The organism is Dietzia sp. UCD-THP, assembly GCF_000349585.1.
GTDB lineage: Bacteria > Actinomycetota > Actinomycetes > Mycobacteriales > Mycobacteriaceae > Dietzia > Dietzia natronolimnaea_A.
Genome location: NZ_KB714650.1, coordinates 268991 through 290589 on the forward strand (window position 1 = coordinate 268991; position 21599 = coordinate 290589).

24 protein-coding genes are annotated in these 21599 nt (G+C 70.7%); 3 read left to right on the plus strand and 21 right to left on the minus strand.

From position 1 onward, the window contains the following. Nucleotide 1 precedes the first annotated feature (1 nt). Nucleotides 2–1165, minus strand: a complete 1164-nt coding sequence (gene dxr, locus H483_RS29775; RefSeq protein ID WP_042329858.1) for a 1-deoxy-D-xylulose-5-phosphate reductoisomerase — start codon at nucleotides 1163–1165, stop codon at nucleotides 2–4. A 164-nt stretch (nucleotides 1166–1329) separates the two neighbouring features. Here dxr and H483_RS29780 point away from each other — a divergent pair, with 164 nt between their 5' ends. Next, on the plus strand, nucleotides 1330–1689 hold the full coding sequence (locus H483_RS29780) for a DUF2631 domain-containing protein (RefSeq protein ID WP_017836963.1): 360 nt from the start codon (nucleotides 1330–1332) through the stop codon (nucleotides 1687–1689). 117 nt (nucleotides 1690–1806) lie between these two features. Here H483_RS29780 and rlmN read toward each other — a convergent pair whose 3' ends face one another. Further along, nucleotides 1807–2916 carry a 23S rRNA (adenine(2503)-C(2))-methyltransferase RlmN gene (gene rlmN, locus H483_RS29785; RefSeq protein ID WP_031264888.1) on the minus strand — a complete coding sequence of 370 codons (1110 nt, stop codon included), beginning with the start codon at nucleotides 2914–2916 and terminating at the stop codon, nucleotides 1807–1809. Nucleotides 2917–3002: 86 nt separating this feature from the next. Between rlmN and H483_RS38200 the strand changes: the two genes are divergently transcribed. Next, entirely contained in the window at nucleotides 3003–3431 is a 429-nt protein-coding gene (locus H483_RS38200) for a lipopolysaccharide assembly LapA domain-containing protein (RefSeq protein WP_017836965.1), read from the plus strand. Between the two features lie 23 nt (nucleotides 3432–3454). Here the strand turns inward: H483_RS38200 and H483_RS29795 are convergent, their stop codons facing one another. From H483_RS29795 to rpsB, 5 genes are all read right to left on the minus strand, one after another. Beyond that, complete coding sequence (locus H483_RS29795; RefSeq protein ID WP_042329860.1) at nucleotides 3455–4333, minus strand: phosphatidate cytidylyltransferase; 879 nt, start codon at nucleotides 4331–4333, stop codon at nucleotides 3455–3457. Nucleotides 4334–4380: 47 nt separating this feature from the next. Beyond that, nucleotides 4381–4938, minus strand: a complete 558-nt coding sequence (frr, locus tag H483_RS29800) for a ribosome recycling factor (RefSeq protein WP_017836967.1) — start codon at nucleotides 4936–4938, stop codon at nucleotides 4381–4383. Between the two features lie 48 nt (nucleotides 4939–4986). Continuing rightward, nucleotides 4987–5712, minus strand: coding sequence for a UMP kinase (gene pyrH, locus H483_RS29805; RefSeq protein WP_017836968.1), 726 nt, complete (start codon nucleotides 5710–5712; stop codon nucleotides 4987–4989). 238 nt (nucleotides 5713–5950) lie between these two features. After that, on the minus strand, nucleotides 5951–6775 hold the full coding sequence (tsf, locus tag H483_RS29810; protein ID WP_017836969.1) for a translation elongation factor Ts: 825 nt from the start codon (nucleotides 6773–6775) through the stop codon (nucleotides 5951–5953). A 201-nt stretch (nucleotides 6776–6976) separates the two neighbouring features. Next, nucleotides 6977–7873, minus strand: coding sequence for a 30S ribosomal protein S2 (gene rpsB / locus H483_RS29815; RefSeq protein ID WP_017836971.1), 897 nt, complete (start codon nucleotides 7871–7873; stop codon nucleotides 6977–6979). A 391-nt stretch (nucleotides 7874–8264) separates the two neighbouring features. On the opposite strand from rpsB, the gene H483_RS0119675 reads away from it, so the two are divergent. Next, nucleotides 8265–8864 carry a M23 family metallopeptidase gene (locus H483_RS0119675; RefSeq protein WP_081615179.1) on the plus strand — a complete coding sequence of 200 codons (600 nt, stop codon included), beginning with the start codon at nucleotides 8265–8267 and terminating at the stop codon, nucleotides 8862–8864. Nucleotides 8865–8959: 95 nt separating this feature from the next. Here the strand turns inward: H483_RS0119675 and H483_RS29820 are convergent, their stop codons facing one another. From H483_RS29820 to H483_RS29885, 14 genes are all read right to left on the minus strand, one after another. Further along, nucleotides 8960–9928, minus strand: a complete 969-nt coding sequence (locus H483_RS29820; protein ID WP_017836973.1) for a tyrosine recombinase XerC — start codon at nucleotides 9926–9928, stop codon at nucleotides 8960–8962. A 60-nt stretch (nucleotides 9929–9988) separates the two neighbouring features. Next, nucleotides 9989–11188, minus strand: a complete 1200-nt coding sequence (gene dprA, locus H483_RS29825) for a DNA-processing protein DprA (protein ID WP_017836974.1) — start codon at nucleotides 11186–11188, stop codon at nucleotides 9989–9991. Next, nucleotides 11188–12705, minus strand: coding sequence for a YifB family Mg chelatase-like AAA ATPase (locus H483_RS29830; RefSeq protein WP_017836975.1), 1518 nt, complete (start codon nucleotides 12703–12705; stop codon nucleotides 11188–11190). Before H483_RS29830 ends, dprA begins: the two co-directional genes overlap by 1 nt. A gap of 1 nt (nucleotide 12706) precedes the next feature. After that, nucleotides 12707–13108: a YraN family protein gene (locus tag H483_RS29835; RefSeq protein WP_042329861.1), complete on the minus strand. Its 402-nt coding sequence runs from the start codon at nucleotides 13106–13108 to the stop codon at nucleotides 12707–12709. A gap of 145 nt (nucleotides 13109–13253) precedes the next feature. Beyond that, on the minus strand, nucleotides 13254–13559 hold the full coding sequence (locus H483_RS29840; RefSeq protein WP_007632861.1) for a DUF2469 domain-containing protein: 306 nt from the start codon (nucleotides 13557–13559) through the stop codon (nucleotides 13254–13256). Further along, complete coding sequence (locus H483_RS29845) at nucleotides 13556–14233, minus strand: ribonuclease HII (RefSeq protein WP_017836977.1); 678 nt, start codon at nucleotides 14231–14233, stop codon at nucleotides 13556–13558. Before H483_RS29845 ends, H483_RS29840 begins: the two co-directional genes overlap by 4 nt. Beyond that, the gene (gene lepB, locus H483_RS29850; RefSeq protein WP_371204379.1) at nucleotides 14230–15024 is read right to left on the minus strand and encodes a signal peptidase I; all 795 of its coding nucleotides are present in this window, start codon (nucleotides 15022–15024) and stop codon (nucleotides 14230–14232) included. Before lepB ends, H483_RS29845 begins: the two co-directional genes overlap by 4 nt. Nucleotides 15025–15086: 62 nt before the next feature. Next, complete coding sequence (gene rplS, locus H483_RS29855) at nucleotides 15087–15428, minus strand: 50S ribosomal protein L19 (protein ID WP_017836979.1); 342 nt, start codon at nucleotides 15426–15428, stop codon at nucleotides 15087–15089. A 163-nt stretch (nucleotides 15429–15591) separates the two neighbouring features. Next, nucleotides 15592–16356 (minus strand): tRNA (guanosine(37)-N1)-methyltransferase TrmD, encoded by a 765-nt coding sequence (trmD, locus tag H483_RS29860; protein ID WP_081615193.1) that lies wholly within the window; start codon nucleotides 16354–16356, stop codon nucleotides 15592–15594. Nucleotides 16357–16388: 32 nt separating this feature from the next. Next, the gene (gene rimM, locus H483_RS29865) at nucleotides 16389–16922 is read right to left on the minus strand and encodes a ribosome maturation factor RimM (protein ID WP_017836981.1); all 534 of its coding nucleotides are present in this window, start codon (nucleotides 16920–16922) and stop codon (nucleotides 16389–16391) included. Nucleotides 16923–16957: 35 nt separating this feature from the next. Continuing rightward, nucleotides 16958–17200, minus strand: a complete 243-nt coding sequence (locus tag H483_RS29870) for an RNA-binding protein (RefSeq protein WP_017836982.1) — start codon at nucleotides 17198–17200, stop codon at nucleotides 16958–16960. A 5-nt stretch (nucleotides 17201–17205) separates the two neighbouring features. Beyond that, nucleotides 17206–17703, minus strand: coding sequence for a 30S ribosomal protein S16 (gene rpsP, locus H483_RS29875; RefSeq protein WP_017836983.1), 498 nt, complete (start codon nucleotides 17701–17703; stop codon nucleotides 17206–17208). Nucleotides 17704–17948: 245 nt separating this feature from the next. Beyond that, nucleotides 17949–19523 carry a signal recognition particle protein gene (ffh, locus tag H483_RS29880; protein ID WP_017836984.1) on the minus strand — a complete coding sequence of 525 codons (1575 nt, stop codon included), beginning with the start codon at nucleotides 19521–19523 and terminating at the stop codon, nucleotides 17949–17951. 64 nt (nucleotides 19524–19587) lie between these two features. After that, nucleotides 19588–21599 (minus strand): [protein-PII] uridylyltransferase (locus H483_RS29885; protein WP_017836985.1); only part of this gene is annotated, 2012 nt, incomplete at its 5' end.

Genomic DNA, 21599 nt, shown 5'->3' on the forward strand with positions numbered 1-21599 from the left:
CTCAGCCCTCCCGACCCGCGACGAGGGCGGCGGCGTGCCGTCGCGCCCAGGATTCCGCCGCCGTCACGTCGTCGAGGTCGCGCGGATCGGACGACCACTCGTCCGCCGCCCCGACCGTCTCCGCCACCACGTCGACGATCTCGGTGAAGCCGATCCTGCCGTCGAGGAAGGCCGGCGCGGCCTCCTCGTTGGCGGCGTTGAACACCGCCGTCCGCAGCCCCCCCGCCGATCCCGCCCCGCGGGCCACGGAGATCGCCGGGAACGTCTGATCGTCCACGGGCTCGAACGTCCAGGTGTGGGAGGCGGAGAAGTCCAGGGGGGTCGTGGCACCGGCGATCCGGTCCGGCCACCCGAGGGCCAGCGCGATGGGCAACTTCATCGAAGGAGGAGAGGCCTTGGCGATCGTGGCACCGTCGACGAAGGTCACGGCCGAATGCACCACCGACTGCGGGTGGACGGTCACCTCGATCCTGTCGTAGGGCACCCCGAACAGCAGATGCGCCTCGATGAGCTCGAGCGCCTTGTTGACCAGGGTGGCCGAGTTGAGCGTGATCATCCGCCCCATCGCCCAGGTGGGGTGCTGTAGTGCCTGCGCAGCGGTGACGTCCGCGAGCTGAGCGCGCGTCCTGCCGCGGAACGGACCTCCCGACGCGGTGAGCACCAGTCCCGCGACCTCGTCCGCCGTGCCCGAGCGCAGGCACTGCGCCATGGCCGAGTGCTCGGAGTCAACGGGCACCAGCTGCCCCGGAGCAGCGGCGCCGGTGACCAGCGCACCGCCGGCGACGAGGGACTCCTTGTTGGCCAACGCCAGACGGGCGCCGGTCCCCAGCGCCGCGAGGGTGGGGCCGAGGCCGATCGAGCCGTCGATGCCGTTGAGCACGACGTCCGCCTCCACCGCCCCGACCAGCTCGGTCGCGGCCCCCGGTCCCTCGAAGACTGTCAGCTCCGGGAACTCCGCCCGGATACGCGCGGCTCCGGCGGGATCGGAGACGGCGACGTGTCCGACGCCCGTGGCGGCGATCTGGTCGCCGAGCAGCCCCACCCGACCGCCGCCCGCGGCCAGGCCCACCACGTCGAACCGGCCGGGACCGGCCCCGGAGGTCACCTCCAGTGCCTGGGTACCGATCGAACCGGTGCTTCCGAGGATGAGAACGCGCGTGGTCACCTCGTCATTGTCCACGTCCGGAGCCCCCGGCGCCGCATCGCGTGGTCCGGTCCTGCCCAGATGCGGGCGGGTTACTCACAGTCCCGCACCGGGCGTGTGCCAGACTGGACGCGATGTCGGCGGCCCGCGGGGCTGCCAGCGAGCCGTGAGGAGAACCGGGGAGCATGAGCGCGGACGGGCACCACACCAGCAAGGAAATCGTCGTGGGGGGCATCAGCTCGCTGGACGAGCCCTCCGTTGAATGGGGCTGGCACCAGCACAGCAGGAAGGTCGGCCTCGCCGTGGGCGGCTTCTTCGTGCTGTTCCTCCTGGCCATGCTCTTCGGCAACCACATCGGCCGGGTCGAGGACATCTGGGTGGTCGCCATCGCCCTCTTCCTCGCCGCCTGGATGTTCCACTCGCTGCGCCCGAAGAAGGACGACAGCCTGAAGAAGTCCAAGGTGTACGAGGTGCCCGTCGATCACTACTCGGTCGTCGGCGCCGCGGCGTCCGGCGCGGTCGGGACCGCTCCCGCCAAGCGCTGAGAGCACCTGCACGACGAGGCCGCCGCCCGCGATGTCCGCGGGCGGCGGCCTCGTCTGTGGTCTGGGCCGGCTGGCCTCACCCCCGGGCCCTCACCCCGGGCTCGCACTGCTCAGCGTTCATTCCTCAGCGGCGAGTTGGCCGCAGGCGGCCGCGATCTCCTGGCCCCGGGTGTCCCTGACGGTGCAGGACACCCCGGACTGCCGAACCGCCGCCACGAACGCGTCCTGCTGCTGCTTCGGGCTGGCGTCCCACTCACTGCCCGGTGTCGGGTTGAGCGGGATCAGGTTCACATGAGCCATGGGCCCGAGCCGCTGGGTGAGCAGCCGACCCAACATCTCCCCGCGCCAGGTCTGGTCGTTGACGTCGCGGATGAGCGCGTATTCGATCGACACGCGACGACCCGTGGCGTCGGCGTAGTGCCGCGCGGCGTCCATGACCTCGGTGACGGGCCACCTGTTGTTGACCGGGACCAGGGTGTCGCGCAGGTCGTCGTCGGGAGTGTGCAGGGACACCGCCAGGGTGACGTGCAGCCCCTCCTCCGCGAGCCGGTGGATGGCGGGCACCACTCCCACGGTCGACACCGTGACCGACCGCTGGGACAGTCCGAACCCGGATGGCGGCGGGGAGACGATCCCCCGGACCGCGGTGAGAACCCGCTTGTAGTTGGCCAGCGGCTCCCCCATCCCCATGAACACCACGTTGGACAATCGGCCCGGCCCCCCGGGGACCTCACCGTCCCGCATGGCCCGGGCCGCTTCCCTGACCTGTTCGAGGATCTCGGCGGCCGAGAGATTGCGCTGGAGGCCGGCCTGCCCAGTTGCACAGAACGGGCACGCCATTCCACACCCGGCCTGGCTCGAGATACACAGCGTGGCGCGATCGGGGTAACGCATGAGGACGCTCTCGACCAGTGAGCCGTCGTGGAGTTTCCACAGCGTCTTGCGCGTGGTGCCCCCGTCCGCCTCGATGTGCCGGACGGAGGAGGCCAGGCGCGGGAACAGCTCCGAACCGATCTGCTCGCGCAGACCGGCCGGCAGATCCGTCATCGCGCCCGGATCTGCCTCGAGGCGACCGAAGTACTGGTTGGCGAGCTGCTTGCCCCGGAACGCGGGGACCCCGAGTTCGCCCATCGCCTCGGCCCGGCCCGCGGCGTCGAGATCTGCGAAGTGACGAGGGGGAAGACCCCGCCGGGGGGCGTCGAAGACGAGGGGTAGTGGCTCAACCATGATGGGTGCCATTGTGTCAGAAACCGGTCTGCACGACACACCGCCAGCGGATGCCGTCGGCGCCGGTGAGGGCATAGAGTCCTGGCATGCCCACGCGTTCGCACGAACCAATTGATCCCCAGCACACCGAGCACACCGCCGGAGCGGGGGAGATCGCACCGGTCGAGGACACCCACACCTCGGCTCCTGCGACGGTCCCCGCAGAGGAACCACGCGGCGGTCGCGGGACCCATGACGACGTCATGGACACCCACGGCGGCAAGCTGGGGTCAGCCTGGGTGGGACTGGTCCTCGGCGCCCTGGTGACGATCCTGTTGTTGATCTTCATCGCGCAGAACACCACGTCCACGGACGTCCGCTACCTCGGCCTCGAGTTCAGCCTCCCGTTGGGGGTGCTGATCCTGTTCGCCGCCATCGCCGGGGCGCTGATCATGGCGCTGTTCGCCGGGTTCCGCATCCTTCAGCTTCGGATGCGTGCCCGCCGGGCGCGGAAGGTCGGCGCTCGGGGCCGCTGACCTGCCCGCGGTGCCGGGTGCGGTCAGGTCGGGACGACGAAGGTGAAGATGATCCACACCACCACGGCGGTGGGCAGGACCGAGTCCAGGCGGTCCATGAACCCGCCGTGACCCGGCAGCATGGTACCCATGTCCTTGATCCCGAGGTCACGTTTGACCTGCGATTCGATGAGGTCCCCCAGGGTCGCGGTGAACACGGTGAGGACGCCCAGCAGAACGCCCTTGAAGACGTTGTCGTCGAACAACAACACCACGACAAGCGCACCACCGACGATGGCGAACACCATCGAGCCGGCGAAGCCCTCCCACGACTTCTTGGGGCTCACCGCGGGAGCCATCGGATGCTTGCCGAACAGCACGCCGGTGACGTATCCCCCGACGTCCGAACACACGACCAACAGGATCAGGGCGACGACCCGCTGGGCCCCGAAGTCGCCGTCCGCGAGCATGGCCCCGAGAGAGCCCGGGACCGCGATCCACACGAGGACGAAGACGGCGACCGAGACGTCACGGAGGTAGTTCTGCGGCGCCGTGGTCAGGCCCGCCATCAACAGCCGCCAGACCAGGACCAGAACCGTCGTGGCGGCGAACGCCGCGAACGCACCCCTGGCCCCGGCGAAGAACCCGGCCCAGACCATCGCCTGCCCGCCCAGGAGCAGAGGCACGAGCGGGAGCCGGAACTGGGCTTGCCGCAGCCGCTTGAACACCTCCCAGGTCCCGATGGCCACCGCGCCTGCGGCGACCAGGTACCAGGCCCGGGGGTTGAACGCGATGCTCGCGATCACCAGAGCCCCGAGCCCGACGCCCACCGGGATGGCGCGGGTCAGGTCCCTTCCCGCCCGCGACGGCGGAGCAGCGGCCGCGGCTGTGGGCCCGGGTGGGCCGGGCGGGGCGGTGTCCACGGCATTCTCCTCGAGTCTCGGTGGTCGGTCGTTGGGTGCGTCGGTGGTCACACCTCCATGAGCTCGCCTTCCTTGCCCTTGACGAGCTCGTCCACGTCGGCCACGAAGCGATGGGTGAGCTTGTCGAGCTCCTTCTCGGCGGCGTTGACCTCGTCCTCGCCGGCCTCGCCGTCCTTGACAATGCGCTTGAGTTCATCCATCGCCTTACGACGGACACCGCGCAGTGCGATACGCCCGTCCTCGGCCTTCGACTTGGCCTGCTTGACCAGGTCGCGGCGCCGCTCCTCGGTGAGCTGTGGGACCGTCACGCGGAGGACCTGGCCGTCGTTGGTCGGGTTGACGCCGAGATCGGAATTGCGAATGGCGTTCTCGATCGGACCGATCTGGGACATCTCGTACGGCTTGATGATGAGCATCCGGGGTTCGGGTACCGAGACACTGGCCATCTGGGTGATGGGGGTCAGGGTCCCGTAGTACTCGCACAGCACCCGGTTGAACATGCCGGGGTTGGCGCGGCCGGTGCGGATGCCGGCGAGCTCGTCACGGACGTGCTCGACGGCCTTCTCCATCTTCTCCTCGGCCTCGAGCAGGGTGTCGTCGATCATATGGTGTCTTCCGTTCTCTACGTGAGTGAGGTGGGCGGGCCCTGCGCCTCAGGCCGGGCTGCTGACCAGGGTCCCGATCTCCTCACCGGCGACGGCACGCGCGATGTTGCCCTCGGTGAGGAGGTTAAAGACCAGGATGGGCATCTTGTTGTCCATGCAGAGGCTGAACGCGGTCGTGTCGGCGACCTTCAGTCCCCGTTCCAGGCACTCGCGGTGCTCGATCCGTGCGAAGAGTTCGGCCTCGGGGTTGGTCCGCGGGTCGTCGGAGTAGACCCCGTCGACGGCCTTGGCCATCAACAGCACCTCGGCCTTGATCTCGAGCGCCCGTTGGGCGGCTGTCGTGTCGGTGGAGAAGTAGGGCATCCCCATGCCCGCGCCGAAGATCACCACACGCCCCTTCTCCAGATGCCTCTCGGCACGAAGGGGGATGTACGGTTCCGCGACCTGACCCATATGGATGGCGGTCTGCACCCGCGTGGACACGCCCTCCTGCTCGAGGAAGTCCTGCAGCGCCAGACAGTTCATGACGGTGCCGAGCATCCCCATGTAGTCGCTCCGTGCGCGGTCGAGGCCACGCTGCTGCAACTGGGCGCCGCGGAAGAAGTTCCCGCCGCCGATGACGATCGCGATCTGCGCACCCGTGCGGGACACCTCGGTGATCTGCCTGGCGACCGACTGGACCACATCGGGGTCGATCCCCACGCCGCCCCCGCCGAACATCTCTCCGCCAAGCTTGAGCATCACACGCTTGTAGCCGTCCCGCGGGTCGGTCATCGCTCTCCTCGTCCCGGACGGATCACGCCCGTCTCGTGCGTCAACGCCCCCGACGTCGTCGTCGAGAGGCCGTACGGCCCTTGGTGGGACCTCGTCTATTCTGCCCTATCGCCCGGGGCGCCACACCGCACCCCGCGCGTTCGGAGACGGCAGCCGTCCGACAGACGCCGACGGCGGCACCCGGGAGCCGGGTGCCGCCGTCGGACAAGGATCCGCCACCGCGGATACCAAGGGTGGATCAGGCCTGGCCGACCTCGAAACGGAGGAAGGCCGTCACCGTGGCGCCGGCCTCGGTGAGGAGGGCGCCGACGGTCTTCTTGCTGTCGGTGACCGACGGCTGGTCCAGCAGGACGACATCCTTGTAGAAGCCGTTGAGACGACCCTCGACGATCTTCTGCAGAGCCTGCTCCGGCTTGCCCTCCTCGCGGGCGGTGGCCTCGGCGATCTCGCGCTCCTTGGCCACGATGTCGGCGGGGACCTCGTCGCGCGAGACGTACTGCGCCTTGAGCGCGGCGATCTGCATGGCGGCCGAGCGGGCGGCCGCCTCGGCGGCCTCGCCCTGACCCTCGTAGGCCACCAGGACGCCGACCGCCGGCGGGAGGTCGGAGGAGCGCTTGTGGAGGTAGACGGCGACCGGGCCGTCGAGCTTGCCCACGCGACGCAGGACCAGCTTCTCGCCCGACTTCGCGGAGAACGAGACCACCGCGTCGGCGACCGTGGACCCGTCGAGCTCCGCGGCGTTGAGCGCGTCGAGATCGGAGATGCCCTGCGCGGCGGCGACGGCGACGATCCTGTCGGCCAGCGCGATGAACTCGGCGCTCTTCGCGACGAAGTCGGTCTCGGAGTTGAGCTCGATCATGACGCCGTCCTTGACGGCGACCAGGCCCTCGGCGGTGGTGCGCTCCGCACGCTTGCCCACATCCTTGGCGCCCTTGATGCGCAGGACCTCGACGGCCTTGTCGAAGTCGCCGTCGGTCTCCTCGAGTGCCTTCTTGCAGTCCATCATCCCGGAGCCGGTGAGCTCACGCAGACGCTTGACGTCGGCAGCGGTGTAGTTCGCCATGGTGGGGCGACCCTCCTAAAAGAGTTTCGTGATGTATCGGAAGTTGTTGCGTCGGCCGGCGGGCGCGATCGACTCCACCCTAGACGCCGTGGCGCCGGTGAACCCCTCGCCCGCCTTCACCGACACCTCGGGCCCGGCGCCCCGGGAGATCCCCGCAGGGATCGTGGGCGGCCGGGCCCGAGGTGTTCGAGCGTTCGGAGGTCAGGCCTCGGGGGCCGGCGCCTCGGAGGTGGCGGCGGCGATCTCCTGCGCGTCGGCCTCGGGGGCGTCGGCGACGGGCGACTCCGTGCCGGTGACCTGGGCGGGCGTCTCGGCGCCCTCGGCCGCGGCGGAGCCGGTCACCTGGTCGAGCTGCTCGGCCTCCCACTCGGCGAGCGGCTCGGCCTCCTCGCCGGTGGCCTTGCCGGCCTGGGAGCGGGCCTTGAGCCCCTCGGCGACGGCGGAGGCGATGACCCGGGTCAGGACGCTGACCGAACGGATCGCGTCGTCGTTGGCCGGGATCGGGTAGTCCACCAGGTCGGGATCACAGTTCGTGTCGAGCAGGGCGACGACCGGGATGTTGAGCTTGCGTGCCTCGCCGACCGCGATGTGCTCCTTGTTGGTGTCGACGATCCACACCACGGACGGCACCTTGGTCATGTCGCGCATACCGCCGAGCGTGCGCGCCAGCTTGGTCATCTCACGCGTGAGCATGAGAATCTCCTTCTTGGTGCGACCCTCGAACCCGCCCGACTGCTCCATCGCCTCGAGCTCCTTGAGGCGGATGAGGCGCTGGTGCACGGTCTGGAAGTTGGTGAGCATGCCGCCCAGCCACCGCTGGTTGACGTACGGCATACCGACCTTGGCGGCCTCCTCGGCGATGGCCTCCTGGGCCTGCTTCTTGGTGCCGACGAACAGGACGGTGCCGCCGTGGGCGACGGTCTCCTTGACGAACTCGTACGCCTGGTCGATGTACGTCAGGGTCTGCTGCAGGTCGATGATGTAGATGCCGTTGCGGTCGGTGAAGATGAACCGCCGCATCTTGGGGTTCCAGCGACGGGTCTGGTGGCCGAAGTGGGCACCTGCGTCGAGCAGCTGCTTCATGGAGATGACTGCCATGATGGGTTGAGGGCTCGTCCGGCTTGGAAGCAGCCGGACCGCGAGGCCCTCGTCCTCGCTTTCTATGTATCGGGTTACGCCCGTGAGACCGGGTGGTCTCGGGCCCTGGTGTCCGCAGCGGACCGAACCCCCGACGATCAGGGGCACCTACAGGTCCGCTGTCCGGTGAAGCCGGGGCTGCTCGCCCCGGGTCCGGATGCCCCCTTGCGTGAAGGGCGCAGGACACGCGAAGTCAATCGACGTCAGTCGACCGCGTCCGAAATCATAACCCGCCTGGGCCAACACTCCAACACGCCTCACCAGCCGGCCCTTCTGTGGATCGTCGTCCGCCCTTTCCACAGCATCGGTCGGCTGGCGAGCCTCACCCGGGTCCGACGGGTGTACTCACACCATGCGATCCACGAGTCCGGCCACCTCGACAACATCTACACGCCCGGCCAGGGCGTCCACTGTCGCGTTCGCGGCGGCATTGGTGGCAGTAGTCGGGATCCTGGCGGTGACGCCTCAGGCCACGGCGGTCCCGGAACCTCCGCGCCGGGACCTGCGGGGGCCGCTTCCCGGGCCGGTGTCGGCGGTGAGGCCCTTCGACCCTCCCGCGCAGCGTTGGCTGTCGGGGCACCGTGGTGTCGACCTGGCGGCGCCTCCCCTCGTGGTCATCCGCGCACCTGCCGCCGGCACCGTGGTGTTCGCGGGCGCCGTGGGCGGTCGTCCGGTGCTCTCGATCGATCACGGCGGGGGGCTCCGCACGACCTACGAACCGGTCCGGGCCACCGTGCGCACCGGGGATGGCGTCACCACCGGGGACACGGTGGGACATCTTGTCGCCGGCCACGCCGGGTGTCCCGTTCAGGCGTGTCTGCACTGGGGTGCGCGCCTGGCCTCGGGCGGGCCACCGGGTGACGACGACTACATCGACCCGCTGAGCCTTCTCTCGGTCCACGACCGGCCGATCCGCCTCAAGCCGACACTGCCCGGCGACGGGGCCGGCTGACCCGCGCCGAACTGACCCAGGCTGGGCTGACCCACGCTGAGTTGACCCACGCAGTGCCGACCGCGCAGATCCGACCCAGGCAGAGCCGACCCGGGTCAGGCCCTCGGGTGGGCGCCCCGGTAGGCGGCGCGCAGCCGCTCCGCTGAGACGTGTGTGTACACCTGGGTGGTCGCCGGGGTCGAGTGGCCCAGGAGTTCCTGGACGTGGCGGAGGTCCGCGCCACCCTCGAGCAGATGGGTCGCGCTGCTGTGCCTCAGTGCGTGGGGCGAGACCTGCGGCGATCCGGGGGTGGCGGCCGTGACCTCGTTGACCGCCCGCCGCGCCGCCCGGGGGTCGAGGCGGCCCCCGCGTGCCCCCAGGAGCAGGGCCGGTCCGGAGGCGGGGGTGGCCAGCGCGGGTCGTCCTCCCTCGAGCCAGGCGCGCAGTGCTCGGTCGGCGGGCGGGCCGTAGGGGACCGCGCGCTCCCGGTCCCCCTTGCCGACCACCCTCAACAGTCGCCGCTCGGTGTCGAGATCGTCCACGTCCAGTCCGCACAGCTCGGCCACGCGGATTCCGCACGAATAGAGCAACTCCACGACCAGCCGATCCCGAAGGGCGATCGGGTCGCCCTCCGCGGCCCCGAGGTCGGCGGTCCGGATCGTCTCGGAGGCCTGTTCCCGATCGAGGATCTGAGGCAGATGACGCCGAGCCCGCGGCGCCTCCAGCCGGGCCGCGACATCCATGGGAAGGACACCCCTGCGGAAGGCCCACGTACTGAACGACCGGGCGGCGGCCACGCGCCGCGCAATGGTCGACCGGGCGGCCCCGGCGCCGACCTGCGCGGCCAGCCACCCCCTCAGCGCGGGCAGGGTGAGCGATCCGGCGAGGTCGGCCGCGGTGTCCGGGCCGTCGCCGTCGGATCCGAGATGAGTGAGCAGTGCCCGCACATCGGAGCGATACGAGCGGGCGGTGGCCTCGGAGCGCGATCGTCCGGTTCTGAGATCAGTGACGTAGTCGTCGACGACGTCCTCGAGGGCGAGCGGGAGCGGGCCGTGACCGCCTGTCGCGCCATGCGTGTGCCCCATGAGTAACAATTGTCACGCCCGCCACCGTGGCGCGCAAGAATAATGCCGGCATGAGGGTTCTCACGCCACCGGGATCGTCAGCTGGACGCCGCCGTCCCCGGATCTGCGCCACCCTTCGGGACCGCGGACCGCCGCGCCCGCGGACAGTAGCCGGCCCAGTACGGCGCGGGTGACACTCGGCGCCGTCCCCGCGGATGCCGCGACCTCGGCCGGTGCGGACCCACCGGTGATGGGCAGCGCCTCCAGGACCCGCCTGGTCACGTCGTCCAACCCGTCCCAGGTGCTCGAACGCCCGTGGGGCGGGTCGGCGGTCTCCCCCATGTCGCCGGCCAGCTCGACCACGTCCGCCGTCCTGGTGACCAGCACCGCTCCCCTGTCACGCGCGAGCAGATGGCACCCTACCGACGCGACCGAGGTGACCGGGCCCGGAACCACGCCCACAGGACGGTCCAGGGCAGCCGCCCACGCCGCGGTGCTCAGCGCGCCGCTGCGGGCGGCCGCCTCGACCACCACCGTCGCCCTGCCCAGAGCCGCGATGAGCCTGTTCCGGTCGAGGAACCGGTACCGGGTCACCCCGGTACCCGGGGCCTGGGCCGAGACCACCGCGCCGGACTCCGCGACCGCCTGCAGCATCCCGTCGTTGCCGCGGGGATAGAACCGGTCCACTCCCCCGGCGAGGACCGCGATCGTGCTCCCTCCCGCGCCGAGGACCGCACGGTGGGCTGCCGCGTCGATCCCGAACGCGCCCCCGGAGACCACCGTGAACCCCCCCGCACAGACGCCGGAGGCGAGGTCGGCGGTCACCGCTCTTCCGTACGAGGTGGGGGCACGGGTGCCCACCACGGCGACGGATCTCCCGAGCGTCCGCACGGGATCCGCGGCACCCCGCCACCACAGGCCCAGCGGGCGCAGCGCCGTGGCCACCCCGCCCCGGCCGCCGGTCCGCAGCCACCTCGGCCTGTCCAACGGCTCGAGGGCCTGCGCGGGCCACCCCGGGTCCCCGGGAACCACCAGGTGCGCGCCGACCTCGCCGGCGGCCTCCATGAGCGCCGCACCGTCCACCCGGTCACGGCGGGACTCCGACTGCTCCGCCAGCCTGGCGGACACCCGGCCGGACCGGATGCGGTCACCGGCCTCCACCGGCCCGACCCGGTCCACCAGATCCCACAGTTCCGCCGTCGGGCGTTCGGTCACCGCCCCCAGGTACGCGTACGCCCGCCGAACCTCCGGCGCCACCACCATGTCGCCCTCACCGACCATCAGTCCTCCCCTCTCAAGACCAGCGCTTCGGACACGTGTGCCTCCCCGGGCACCCCCGCACCGTCGAGATCGGCGACCGTCCACGCCAACCGCAGGCAGCGGTCCACACCACGGGGAGACAACACCCCGAGTGCGAGGGAGCGGTTGAGGGGGCGCAGCGCGCGCGGATCCAATCCACGCCCGGCCCGCAGTACCCTCCCGGGGACACCGGCGTTGGTCCGCGCACCCGCGGCGCCCGGACACGCCGCCCACCTCTCGGCGGCGGCCCTTCTCGCCGCCGCCACCCGGTCCCGCACCGCGGCGCTGTCCTCCTCCTCACCGACCGCGAAGAGCCCCGACCCCACCGGCATCGTCCGGGCCAGGATGTCCACCCGGTCGCGCAGCGGGCCGGTCAGGGCCCTTCCGTAGCGGCGCCGTGCGTCCGGAGTGCACGAACAGTCCGAAGGTCGCGGTGAGCCGCACGGGCAGTCGTTCGCCGCCATCACCAGCTGGAATCGGGCGGGGAACACCGACACCCCGTCCCGACGCGCGATCCGGACCTCCCCGTCCTCGAGTGGGGTCCGCAGGCTGTCGAGGACCCTTCCGGAGAACTCGGCGCACTCGTCCAGGAAGAGCACCCCCCGGTGCGCGAGGGTCACGGCTCCGGGTGTGGCGGTGTTGGTCCCACCGCCGACGAGCGACGCCGCCGAGGCGGTGTGATGCGGGGCGACGAACGGTGGGCGCCGGAGGAGCGGGTCATTATCCGACAGACGGCCCATCACCGAGTGGATCGCCGTGGCCTCGAGCGCGTCCCGCTCACCGAGATCCGGGAGCAGACCGGGCAGACGTCGGGCCAACATGGTCTTGCCCGTCCCGGGCGCACCCCGCAGCAGCATCGCGTGCCCACCGGCCGCCGCCACCTCGACGGCGCGACGGCAGTCGTCCTGGCCGTGCACCTCCGCCAGGTCCATTCCGTCGTCCGCATCTGCGGCGGACGGCTCCGGGGCCACGGTGACCAGGTCACCCGCACCCCGGCTCCACGTCGCCAACATGGCCAGGCACTCCACCCCCGCCGTGTCGATGCCGCCCACCAGCCTCGCCTCGGCCAGGTTGCACGCCGGGACGATCGCCCGTCGCAGACCCGCCTCTCGCGCCGCGAGCACCGCCGGGAGTACTCCGCGGACCGGCCGGATGCGACCGTCGAGCGCCAGCTCGCCGACCAGGAGTGTGCCCTCGAACCCGCCGGCCGGGAGCTCTCCGGACGCGGTGAGCGCCCCGACCGCGAGTGCCACGTCGAACCCCGACCCGCGCTTGGGCAGGGCCGCCGGCGACAGCGAGAGCACCACCTTTCCCTTCGGCCAGGACAGGCCCGAGTTGACCACCGCCGCCCGCATCCGCTCCCTGGACTGCATGACCGCGCCGTCACCCATCCCCACGATGCTCACGCCGGGAAGCCCGCGCCCGACGTCGGCCTCGACCTCGACGAGCTGGCCGCCGATCCCCGAGAGAGTCACCGCCCACGTCCGTCCGAGCGCCATCTCAGAACACGTCCTCGAACAGCTCGAGGCGTGGACGGGAGGAGTCGGCCAGGTCTACTCCGATCACGTCAAAGCAGACCTGCCGCCAGGGGCCCGGATTGGCCGCCAGCCACTCCCCCGCCAACTGGCGCAGACGGCGCCGCTTTGCGGCCGTCACCGATTCGGCCGGTGTCCCGTACCCGGTGCCGGTCCGCGTGCGGACCTCCACGAAACGCAACCGGCCCCCTGCGTCCAGGGCGACCAGGTCGAGTTCCCCCGTCCGGCTCCGCCAGTTCCGGCTGATCACCGCGCCCCCACGCGCCTCGATCAGCCCCGCGGCGTGCGCCTCCCCGATCGCCCCGGTCCGCCGGCGACCGTCGCCCCCGTGCGTGCCGGCGACCGATCCCGCCCTGTCCCCCGCCATCGCGAGCCCCTCCCCGGCAGCCCGGCCCATCCGGGCCACCGCGGCTCACCATGCCGGACGACTCCGGCCCGATCCGCTGGACACGGACCGGGCCGGGCGCTGCTTGTGGAGGCGCGGGAGGGTGTGGAGGACGAGCTGTCGAGCCCTACTCCGGGAGGCGGAGTTCGGGCTTGTCCAGCTCCTCGATGTTGACGTCCTTGAAGGTCAGGACCCGCACGTACTTGACGAAACGTGCAGGCCGGTACATATCCCACACCCAGGCGTCGGACATCCGGACGTCGAAGTAGACCTCGCCGTCCGCGGACCTCGGGATCAGTTCGACCGCGTTGGCGAGATAGAAGCGCCGCTCCGTCTCGACGACATAGGTGAACTGGCCGACGATGTCGCGGTACTCGCGGTACAGCGAGAGCTCCATCTCGGTCTCGTAGTTCTCCAGATCCTCGGCGCTCATCTAGTGCTGCTCCTCGAATGCGCCTGGGCGGCGCGACGGACGTTGGCGTACGACATCCGGTGGATGTCGCTGGGACCGAGCTGCTCGATCGCCCTGGCGTGACCCGGGGTGCTGTACCCCTTGTGGGCGGCGAAACCGTAGCCCGGGTACCTCGGGTCGAGGTCCACCATAATCCGATCCCGGGTGACCTTTGCGAGGACACTCGCGGCGGCGATCGATGCGACGACCTCGTCGCCCCCGATCACCGCGGTGGACTGGCATCCGAGCCCGTCCACGGCGAACCCGTCGGTCAGGACGAAGCCCGGCGGCGGGTCGAGGGCTGCCACCGCGCGGCGCATTCCCTCGAGGTTGCACCGGTGGACCCCGCGCTCGTCTATGCGGTCCGGTTCGATCACCACCACGGACGCCGCGACGGCTCTGCGCAACACCGCGTCGTGGAGGCGCTCCCGGGTCGCGGGAGACAGCTTCTTGGAGTCGTCCAGGTCGGCGAGATCCGCCGTGAGACGGCCACCCAGCACGCACGCCGCCACCACCAGTGGACCCGCGCACGAACCGCGCCCGGCCTCGTCCACACCGGCGACCGGCCCGAGACCGCGCCGTCCCAGGGCCGCCTCGAGCGCCAGCCGTCCGTCACGCCGGGTCACCCTCACCCGGCCCGGTCGGACCGGGCTCACCCCGCGGTGATGTCCGGTGAGGGGACGGACCCGATCCGGTTGAACGGGAGGATGATGGCCTGCACCTTGCCGATGATGTTCCCCTCGGGAACGGTGCCCTGGAACTCGTCGCCCATGTGGTAGCGGGAGTCCGCCGAATTGCTCCGGTTGTCGCCCATCACCCAGTAGTTGCCCTCCGGAACGGTGACAGGCCCGAACGCGCAGTTGAGCGGATTACGATCGACGGCGGGGTCCGCGTTGAGGTACGGCTCGTCCAGCGGCTCACCGTCCACCAGGAGGCCCCCGTCCGGCGAGCACCCGCCCACGGTCTGACCGCCCACCGCGATGACCCGCTTGACCATGTCGTTCTGGTCGGGCGGGACGACGCCGATGACACCGCCGATGTCCTGCAGTGTCCGGATGACCGGGTTGTCCGACCGGATGGACTGGTACCCCTGGTTCCAGGAATCCGGCCCCTCGAACACCACGACATCCCCGGGCTGCGGATCGCCGAACCGGTACGAGATCTTGTCCACGAAGATCCGGTCACCCGTGCAGCCGGCACACCCGTGCAGCGTGGGCTCCATCGACTCCGACGGGATCTGGTAGACCCGCCCGACGAAGGTCTGGAAGACGAACACCAGGACCAGTGCGATCACCACCAGCATGGGAATCTCGATGTACCAGGGTTGGCCCTTCTTCTCGGCGGCGCGCGCGTGGCGACGACCTCCACCCACGCCTCGAGCCGGGTCCCCGTCTTCTCGGGGGCCCGGCTCGGAGGGGTTCTGTCCAGGTGATTCGGTGCTGCTCACCCGGACGAGCGTAGTCGATCGGCCATCGCAGACGGCGGCCGAGTCCGACTCGCCCTACATGCTCAGCGCTTCTCCTTGATCTTCGCGGCCTTACCGCGGAGGTTACGGAGGTAGTACAGCTTGGCGCGACGGACGTCACCGCGGGTCAGGACATCGATGTGGTCGATGGTCGGCGAGTGGACCGGGAAGGTGCGCTCGACGCCGACGCCGAAGGAGACCTTGCGGACGGTGAAGGTCTCGCGGACGCCACCACCCTGGCGACGGATCACGACGCCCTTGAAGACCTGGACGCGCTCCTTCGAGCCCTCGATGACCTTGACGTGCACGTCGAGCGTGTCGCCGGGGCGAAACGCCGGGATGTCGTCGCGGAGCGACTTGTTGTCGATGAAGTCGAGAGTGTTCATTGTGTTCCTCGGATGTCAGGAATTGAGGACAGAGGACCCTGGCGCCCGCCGTCAGGCGGGTCGACCGGTTCGTGCCCCGATCAGCGCGACCGTCCGCGGACGCACGGGTGCGCCCGGATGATCAACCTCGCTAGTGTGCCATTCCCGGCGGGCCGACCCCAAATCAGTCGGTGCGCTCAGGCCAGCCGACGGACCTCAGGGTCTCCAGGTCCGCGGGTCCGAGATCAGCCCCGTCGAGCAGCTCGGGGCGGCGTTGTGCGGTGCGCCGGAGTGACTCCTCGCGCCGCCACCGCGCGATCCTCGCGTGGTCGCCGCTCTTGAGCACCGCGGGGACGGGCCGGTCCCGCCACACCTCGGGCCGGGTGTAGCTCGGGCCCTCGAGCAGGCCGTCAGAGAAGGAGTCCTCCTCGTGACTGCGCTGGTTGCCCAGCACTCCGGGGAGGAGTCTGACGACGGCCTCCGCCATCACCAGGACGGCCACCTCTCCCCCGATCAGGACGTAGTCGCCGATGCTCACCTCCTCCACGTCCATCCGTGTCGAGGCCTCGTCGATCACCCGCTGATCGATTCCCTCGTACCGACCGCAGGCAAAGAGCAGGTGATCGCGTGTTGCGTACCTGTGGGCATCGGCCTGGGTGAATGGTCGTCCCGCGGGGGTGGGCACGATGAGCAGGGGCCGTTCCGCGGCGGAGTCCGCGGACGGCGGCACCAACTCGTCGAGGGCGTCGCCCCAGACCGTCGGCCGCATGACCATGCCGGGGCCGCCACCGAACGGGGTGTCGTCCACCGAGCGGTGCACGTCGTGAGCCCAGTCGCGAAGGTCGTGGACCCGCAGGTCCAGTATTCCGCGGTCGATCGCCCGCCCGGGCAGTGCCAGGCGCAGGGGCGAGAGATAGTCCGGGAACGCCGTGACGACGTCGAGCCGCATCCGTGGGGCGACGACCGGGTCGTCGGGCCCGGTCACGGGGTCCCCAGGTCGAGCAACCCCTCCGGCGGATCGATCACGCAGGTACCGGCGGCGACGTCCACCCGGGGGACGATCCGGGCGACGAAGGGCACCAGCGCGTCCGATCCACTGGACAGACGCACGGAGAGAAGTTCCCCACCCGGTGTGTGCACGACCTCGGTGACCTCGCCGAGCTCCGCCCCGCCGGTGTCCAGTACCGTCAGGCCGACCAACTGGTGGTCGTGGAACTCGTCCGGGTCCCCGGTGTCCGGTAGGGACTCGGAGTCGACGATCAGGAGCATTCCACGCAACGCGTCGGCGGAATCCCGATCCGAGACGCCGGCCAGACGCACGAGAAGCCGCCCGGAATGATCCCGGGCGGCTTCCACGGTGACGTCGCGGTCGGTGGCGGTCCGCCCCTTGCCGGTGCGGCCCAGCAGTCGCGCGCCCACCGCGAATCGTTCGCGGGGCGAGTCGGTCCGCACCTCCACCACCAGTTCACCGCGGACCCCGTGGGACTTCACGACGCGGCCCACGACGAGTTCCATGACGTCCTTCCGGTGCGGGTGGGGTCCGAGGGGGACTAGCGGTCGGTGTCGACCACGTCGACCCGGACGTCCGGACCGCCGACGGCGGAGACGATCGTCCGGATCGCGGACGCGGTACGGCCGCCGCGGCCGATCACGCGCCCGAGATCGTCGGGCGACACGGTCACACGGATCACGGTGCCGCGACGACCGCCGCTCGCCCTGACCGAGACCGCATCGGGATCCGACACGATACCGCGGACGAGATGGTCGACGGCGTCGACGACCATGTCACCCATCGGACTCAGGCCTCGGCGTTCTCTGCGTCGGCGGGCCCGGCCTCGGCGGACTCACCGTCTGCGGCCTGGGCCGCCGCATCCTCGGCCTTCTTGGCCTCTTCGGCCTGCTTGGCCTTCTCGGCCTTGCGCTTGGTGGTGATGGCCTCGGCGGACGGCTCGCCCTGGGCCTCCTCGAGCGCCTTGTTGAACAGGTCCAGCTTGCTGGGCTTGGGCTCGGCCACGCGGAGGGTGCCCTCGGCGCCCTCGATGCCCTTGAACTTCTGCCAGTCACCGGTGATCTTGAGCAGCGACTCGACGGCCTCGGTCGGCTGCGCGCCGACACCCAGCCAGTACTGCGCACGCTCGGAGTCGATCTGGATGAAGCTCGGCTCCTCCTTGGGACGGTAGAGCCCGATCGTCTCGATGGCGCGCCCGTCGCGACGGGTGCGGGCATCGGCCACGACCACCCGGTACTGCGGGTTACGGATCTTGCCGAGGCGGGTGAGCTTGATCTTGACGGCCATGTGGCGTCTCGCTTTCTCTTGCGGGTCACGTGGCGATTCAGCGACACCCGCACGTGTTGCGGGGCCCGGTTTCGCCTTCCGGGTGACCGCCGCTCGGCGCGGGCACCGTCCGCGACTACCGCGGCGGGACCCACCGGTGACGGCGTCCAGCGCACCAGTCTAAACGCCCCGGCGCCGCCGGTACCAATCGGCGATCGCCCGGCTGCCGGGTCGGCGCTCGCCGGACGCGGCCCGCGCCCGGGACCTCAGCGCTTGGGGAACTTGAGGTCGTTCAGGTCGATCCCCTCGAGTCCCGGCGGCAGCTTGTCCAGTCCGGGCGGCATCTGCGAGAGGTCCGGCATCCCCCCGGGGGGCATCCCCGGCATCCCGGGCGGCATCCCCGGCATCCCACCGGGCATCATTCCCCGGTTCTTGGGCTGCGTCGGTCCCCTGCCCTTGCCCTTGCCCTTCTTGCCCTTGCGCTGGTTCTTCCGCCCGGCTCCGGGCATACCCATCTGGCCGGCCATGCGGCTCATCATCTTGCGGGCCTCGAAGAACCGGTCCACCAACTGGTTGACGTCGGTGACCGTGACCCCGGAGCCCTTGGCGATGCGCTGGCGGCGGGATCCGTTGATGATCTTGGGGTCGGCCCGCTCGGCCGGTGTCATCCCCCGGATGATCGCCTGGATGCGGTCCAGGTACTTCTCGTCGATGTCCCCGACGGCCGCCTTCATGTCCTTGCCGCCGGGCAGCATCCCAAGGAGATTGCCGATGGGGCCCATCTTGCGGATCATCAGCATCTGGTCGAGGAAGTCCTCGAGGGTGAGTTCCCCCGATCCGATCTTGGCCGCGGTCTTCTCCGCGTCCTTGGCGTCGAAGACCGTCTCGGCCTGCTCGATGAGCGAGAGCACATCGCCCATGCCGAGGATCCGGCTCGACATGCGGTCGGGGTGGAAGACGTCGAAGTCTTCGAGCTTCTCCCCGTTCGAGGCGAACATGATCGGCATGCCGGTGAGTTCGCGGACGCTCAGGGCGGCGCCACCACGGGCGTCACCGTCGAGCTTGGTCAGGACGACGCCGGTGAAGCCGACACCCTCGCGGAAGGCCTCCGCCGTGATGACGGCGTCCTGGCCGATCATCGCGTCGAGCACGAAGAAGGTCTCGTCCGGCTGGACCGCGTCCCGGATGCCCCTGGCCTGGGCCATGAGCTCCTCGTCGATACCCAACCGGCCGGCGGTGTCGACGATCACGACGTCGTGCATCTTGGCGCGGGCATGCGCGAGACCCCGCTGGGCCACCGTCACCGGCTCCTGGACCCCGACGTCCTCTCCGTCGCCCCCGACCGACGTCCCGGGATGGGGGGCGAAAACCTGCACGCCGGCGCGCTCACCGACGATGCGGAGCTGATCGACCGCACCCGGTCGCTGGAGGTCACAGGCCACGAGGAGCGGCGTGTGCCCCTGGCCCTTGAGCCAGTGCGCGAGTTTGCCCGCGAGCGTGGTCTTTCCCGCACCCTGCAGGCCGGCGAGCATGATCACCGTGGGGGGCTGCTTGGCGAACTCGATCCGGCGGGCCTCACCGCCGAGGATCGCGGTCAGTTCCGCGTCGACGATCTTGACGACCTGCTGCGCCGGGTTGAGGGCCTCGGACACCTCCGAGCCCTTGGCCCGTTCCTTGACGCGGGAGATGAAGGTGCGCACCACGGGCAGCGCGACGTCCGCCTCGAGCAGCGCGAGGCGGATCTCGCGCGCGGTCGCATCGATGTCGGCGTCGCTGAGCCGCCCCTTCCCGCGCAGGTCCTTGAGCGCACCTGCCAGGCGATCGGACAAGGAATCGAACACGGCTACAGCTCCCTGGGTCGCGGGCCGGGGGCGTGGTGTCCCCGGCGTCGTCGACGACGACTGATCACAGGGTATCGGCACGCCCGACGCCGGGCGTCGCGGGATCACGCCGGGGAAGCAGGGACTCCACCTCCGTCGCCGTGCTGAGTACGGCTCCGGGGCCGGACAGCGCGAAGACGTCCTCGACCGCGGCACCGCGTGTCCGCACCACGACCCAGTCGATCCTCGCCCCCTTGGCCAGGATCGCCGCGATGACCTTCGCGAACAGCCCCGGCCTGTCCTCCGCTCTGACCTCGAGCAGAATGCCCTCGGCGTCCGTCCGCCGGTTCACCAGGACCGACGACCTGGCCTGGGGCGGGCCGATCATCCGCGAGGCGTTGCGTGCCAGCGCGGCCCGCAGGGACGCCGCCACCCCGGAGTCGACCGCCCGGCGCAGGTCCTGGCGCAGCACTTTCGGGTCCACGGGATCCCCGAAACGGGTGGACACCGTCATCTTGGCGCGCACCCCACCGGGCGGTCGCAGGTCTATCTCCCCGTCGACGATCTCCAGCCGGTGTGCGGCGAGCACCTCCGCCGTCACCGCGAGAGACTTCCCCGAGCCGGGCACGACGAGGGTGAGCTCGTGATTGGTCCCCGTCCCCGCGGGTCGCATCTCGACCACCACATCGGGGGGGCCGTGCGGGCGGGTGGCGTCGACGGTCGGGGCCTCCACGGCGCCGGGCTGCGATCCCAGGCGGTCCCGGCACGCGTCGACCAGCATCGAATGTGCCCGGGCCCGGCCAGGGGTCCACACCGTGGGCCCGGTGGCCAGCGAGTCGGCCTCGGTGAGGGTGGCGAGAACGTCGAAGGCGGTCGCGTCCTGCTCGAGCGTGGTCAGCACCGAGTCGGCCGTCGCCGGATCCGAGGGATCACGCCTGGTCGCGGTTACCGCCAGCAGCAGGTGATGCCGGACGATCCTGACCAGGGTGTCGACATCGGCAGGGTCGAGACCCATGCGGCGCACGATCGGCCCGACCATCTCGGCGCCCGTCTCACTGTGGTCGCCCTCGCGGCTCTTTCCCAGGTCGTGAAGGAGCGCCGACAACAGGAGAAGATCCGCACGCGCCACCGAGGTGGTCAACCGGGACGCCTCCACCGCGGTCTGCACCAGGTGCCGGTCGACCGTGTAGACGTGGGCCCGGTCCCGTGCCGGAAGGTCCCGTACGCCCGACCACTCCGGGAGCATCCGCTCCCACAGGCCACTGCGGTCCAGCGCCTCGATGACCGGCACCTGTCCCTCACCGGACCCCAGCAGGACGAGCAGGTCCGACAGCGCCTCGGCCGGCCACCGCCCCTCGGGAACCGGTGAGCGCTCCACCAGCACCCCGAGCGTCGAGCCGGCCACGGGCAGGGAGAATCTGGCGGCGGCCGCAGCCACCCGGAGGGGCAGCCACGGGTCCTCGGCCACGCGGGCGTTCCTCGCGAGCGCCACCTCCCCCGCGTGCTCCACCACCCCGTCGTCGAGTGGTCTGCGGACCGGTGATCTGCGCAGCAGACCGGTCAGACCACGCGAGGAGAGCGACGCGCACGACCCCCGGATGGCCTGGTCCGCGGTGAAGGCGATGGTCCTCGAGGCGTTGCTCAGCGCGCGGGCGAGGTCGAACCGGTCACCCAGCCCGAGTGCCTGCCCCACCTCGTCCCCGTACTCCGCGTGAAGCACTTCCCGGGGCCGCCCGCTCACCCGGTGGAGCTCGGTCCGCGCGTCGAGGACGAGCCGGTGCGCGGCCGTCAACCCACCGGGGACCACCGGCCGCCCGTCGCTGAGATGAGCCACCGCGAGTGCGGTGACCAACTGGGAGTCGCGCAGTCCCCCCACGCCGTTCTTGAGATCCGGTTCGCTGCGGTGGGCGATCACGCCGGAACGCTGGCGCCGGGCCACCGCCGCGGCCACGAGGTCGTCGAACCGCGAGGCGATCTGGTCCCGCCACTGGCGCCGGGCGCCGTCCACCACGAGGGCACCGAGGTCCGCGTCGCCCGCGATGACCCGGGCGTCCAGCAGGCTCAACCCCACCGCCACGTCCGCGGCCGCCACCGCGA

Excerpts from the sequence above, each read along its gene's own strand:
- H483_RS38200 (WP_017836965.1), top strand. The coding sequence starts at position 3,003 with ATGCCCACGCGTTCGCACGAACCAATTGATCCCCAGCACACCGAGCAC.
- H483_RS29870 (WP_017836982.1), bottom strand. The coding sequence starts at position 17,200 with ATGGGTGACATGGTCGTCGACGCCGTCGACCATCTCGTCCGCGGTATC.
- tsf (WP_017836969.1), bottom strand. The coding sequence starts at position 6,775 with ATGGCGAACTACACCGCTGCCGACGTCAAGCGTCTGCGTGAGCTCACC.
- H483_RS0119675 (WP_081615179.1), top strand. The coding sequence starts at position 8,265 with ATGCGATCCACGAGTCCGGCCACCTCGACAACATCTACACGCCCGGCC.
- H483_RS29780 (WP_017836963.1), top strand. The coding sequence starts at position 1,330 with ATGAGCGCGGACGGGCACCACACCAGCAAGGAAATCGTCGTGGGGGGC.
- rlmN (WP_031264888.1), bottom strand. The coding sequence starts at position 2,916 with ATGGTTGAGCCACTACCCCTCGTCTTCGACGCCCCCCGGCGGGGTCTT.
- pyrH (WP_017836968.1), bottom strand. The coding sequence starts at position 5,712 with ATGACCGACCCGCGGGACGGCTACAAGCGTGTGATGCTCAAGCTTGGC.
- frr (WP_017836967.1), bottom strand. The coding sequence starts at position 4,938 with ATGATCGACGACACCCTGCTCGAGGCCGAGGAGAAGATGGAGAAGGCC.
- rplS (WP_017836979.1), bottom strand. The coding sequence starts at position 15,428 with ATGAACACTCTCGACTTCATCGACAACAAGTCGCTCCGCGACGACATC.
- trmD (WP_081615193.1), bottom strand. The coding sequence starts at position 16,356 with ATGCGGCTCGACGTCGTCACGGCGTTCCCGGACTATCTCTCGCCCCTG.
- H483_RS29830 (WP_017836975.1), bottom strand. The coding sequence starts at position 12,705 with ATGGCGCTCGGACGGACGTGGGCGGTGACTCTCTCGGGGATCGGCGGC.
- rimM (WP_017836981.1), bottom strand. The coding sequence starts at position 16,922 with ATGGAACTCGTCGTGGGCCGCGTCGTGAAGTCCCACGGGGTCCGCGGT.
- H483_RS29835 (WP_042329861.1), bottom strand. The coding sequence starts at position 13,108 with ATGGCGGGGGACAGGGCGGGATCGGTCGCCGGCACGCACGGGGGCGAC.
- dprA (WP_017836974.1), bottom strand. The coding sequence starts at position 11,188 with ATGGTCGGTGAGGGCGACATGGTGGTGGCGCCGGAGGTTCGGCGGGCG.
- rpsP (WP_017836983.1), bottom strand. The coding sequence starts at position 17,703 with ATGGCCGTCAAGATCAAGCTCACCCGCCTCGGCAAGATCCGTAACCCG.
- H483_RS29840 (WP_007632861.1), bottom strand. The coding sequence starts at position 13,559 with ATGAGCGCCGAGGATCTGGAGAACTACGAGACCGAGATGGAGCTCTCG.
- rpsB (WP_017836971.1), bottom strand. The coding sequence starts at position 7,873 with ATGGCAGTCATCTCCATGAAGCAGCTGCTCGACGCAGGTGCCCACTTC.
- H483_RS29820 (WP_017836973.1), bottom strand. The coding sequence starts at position 9,928 with ATGGGGCACACGCATGGCGCGACAGGCGGTCACGGCCCGCTCCCGCTC.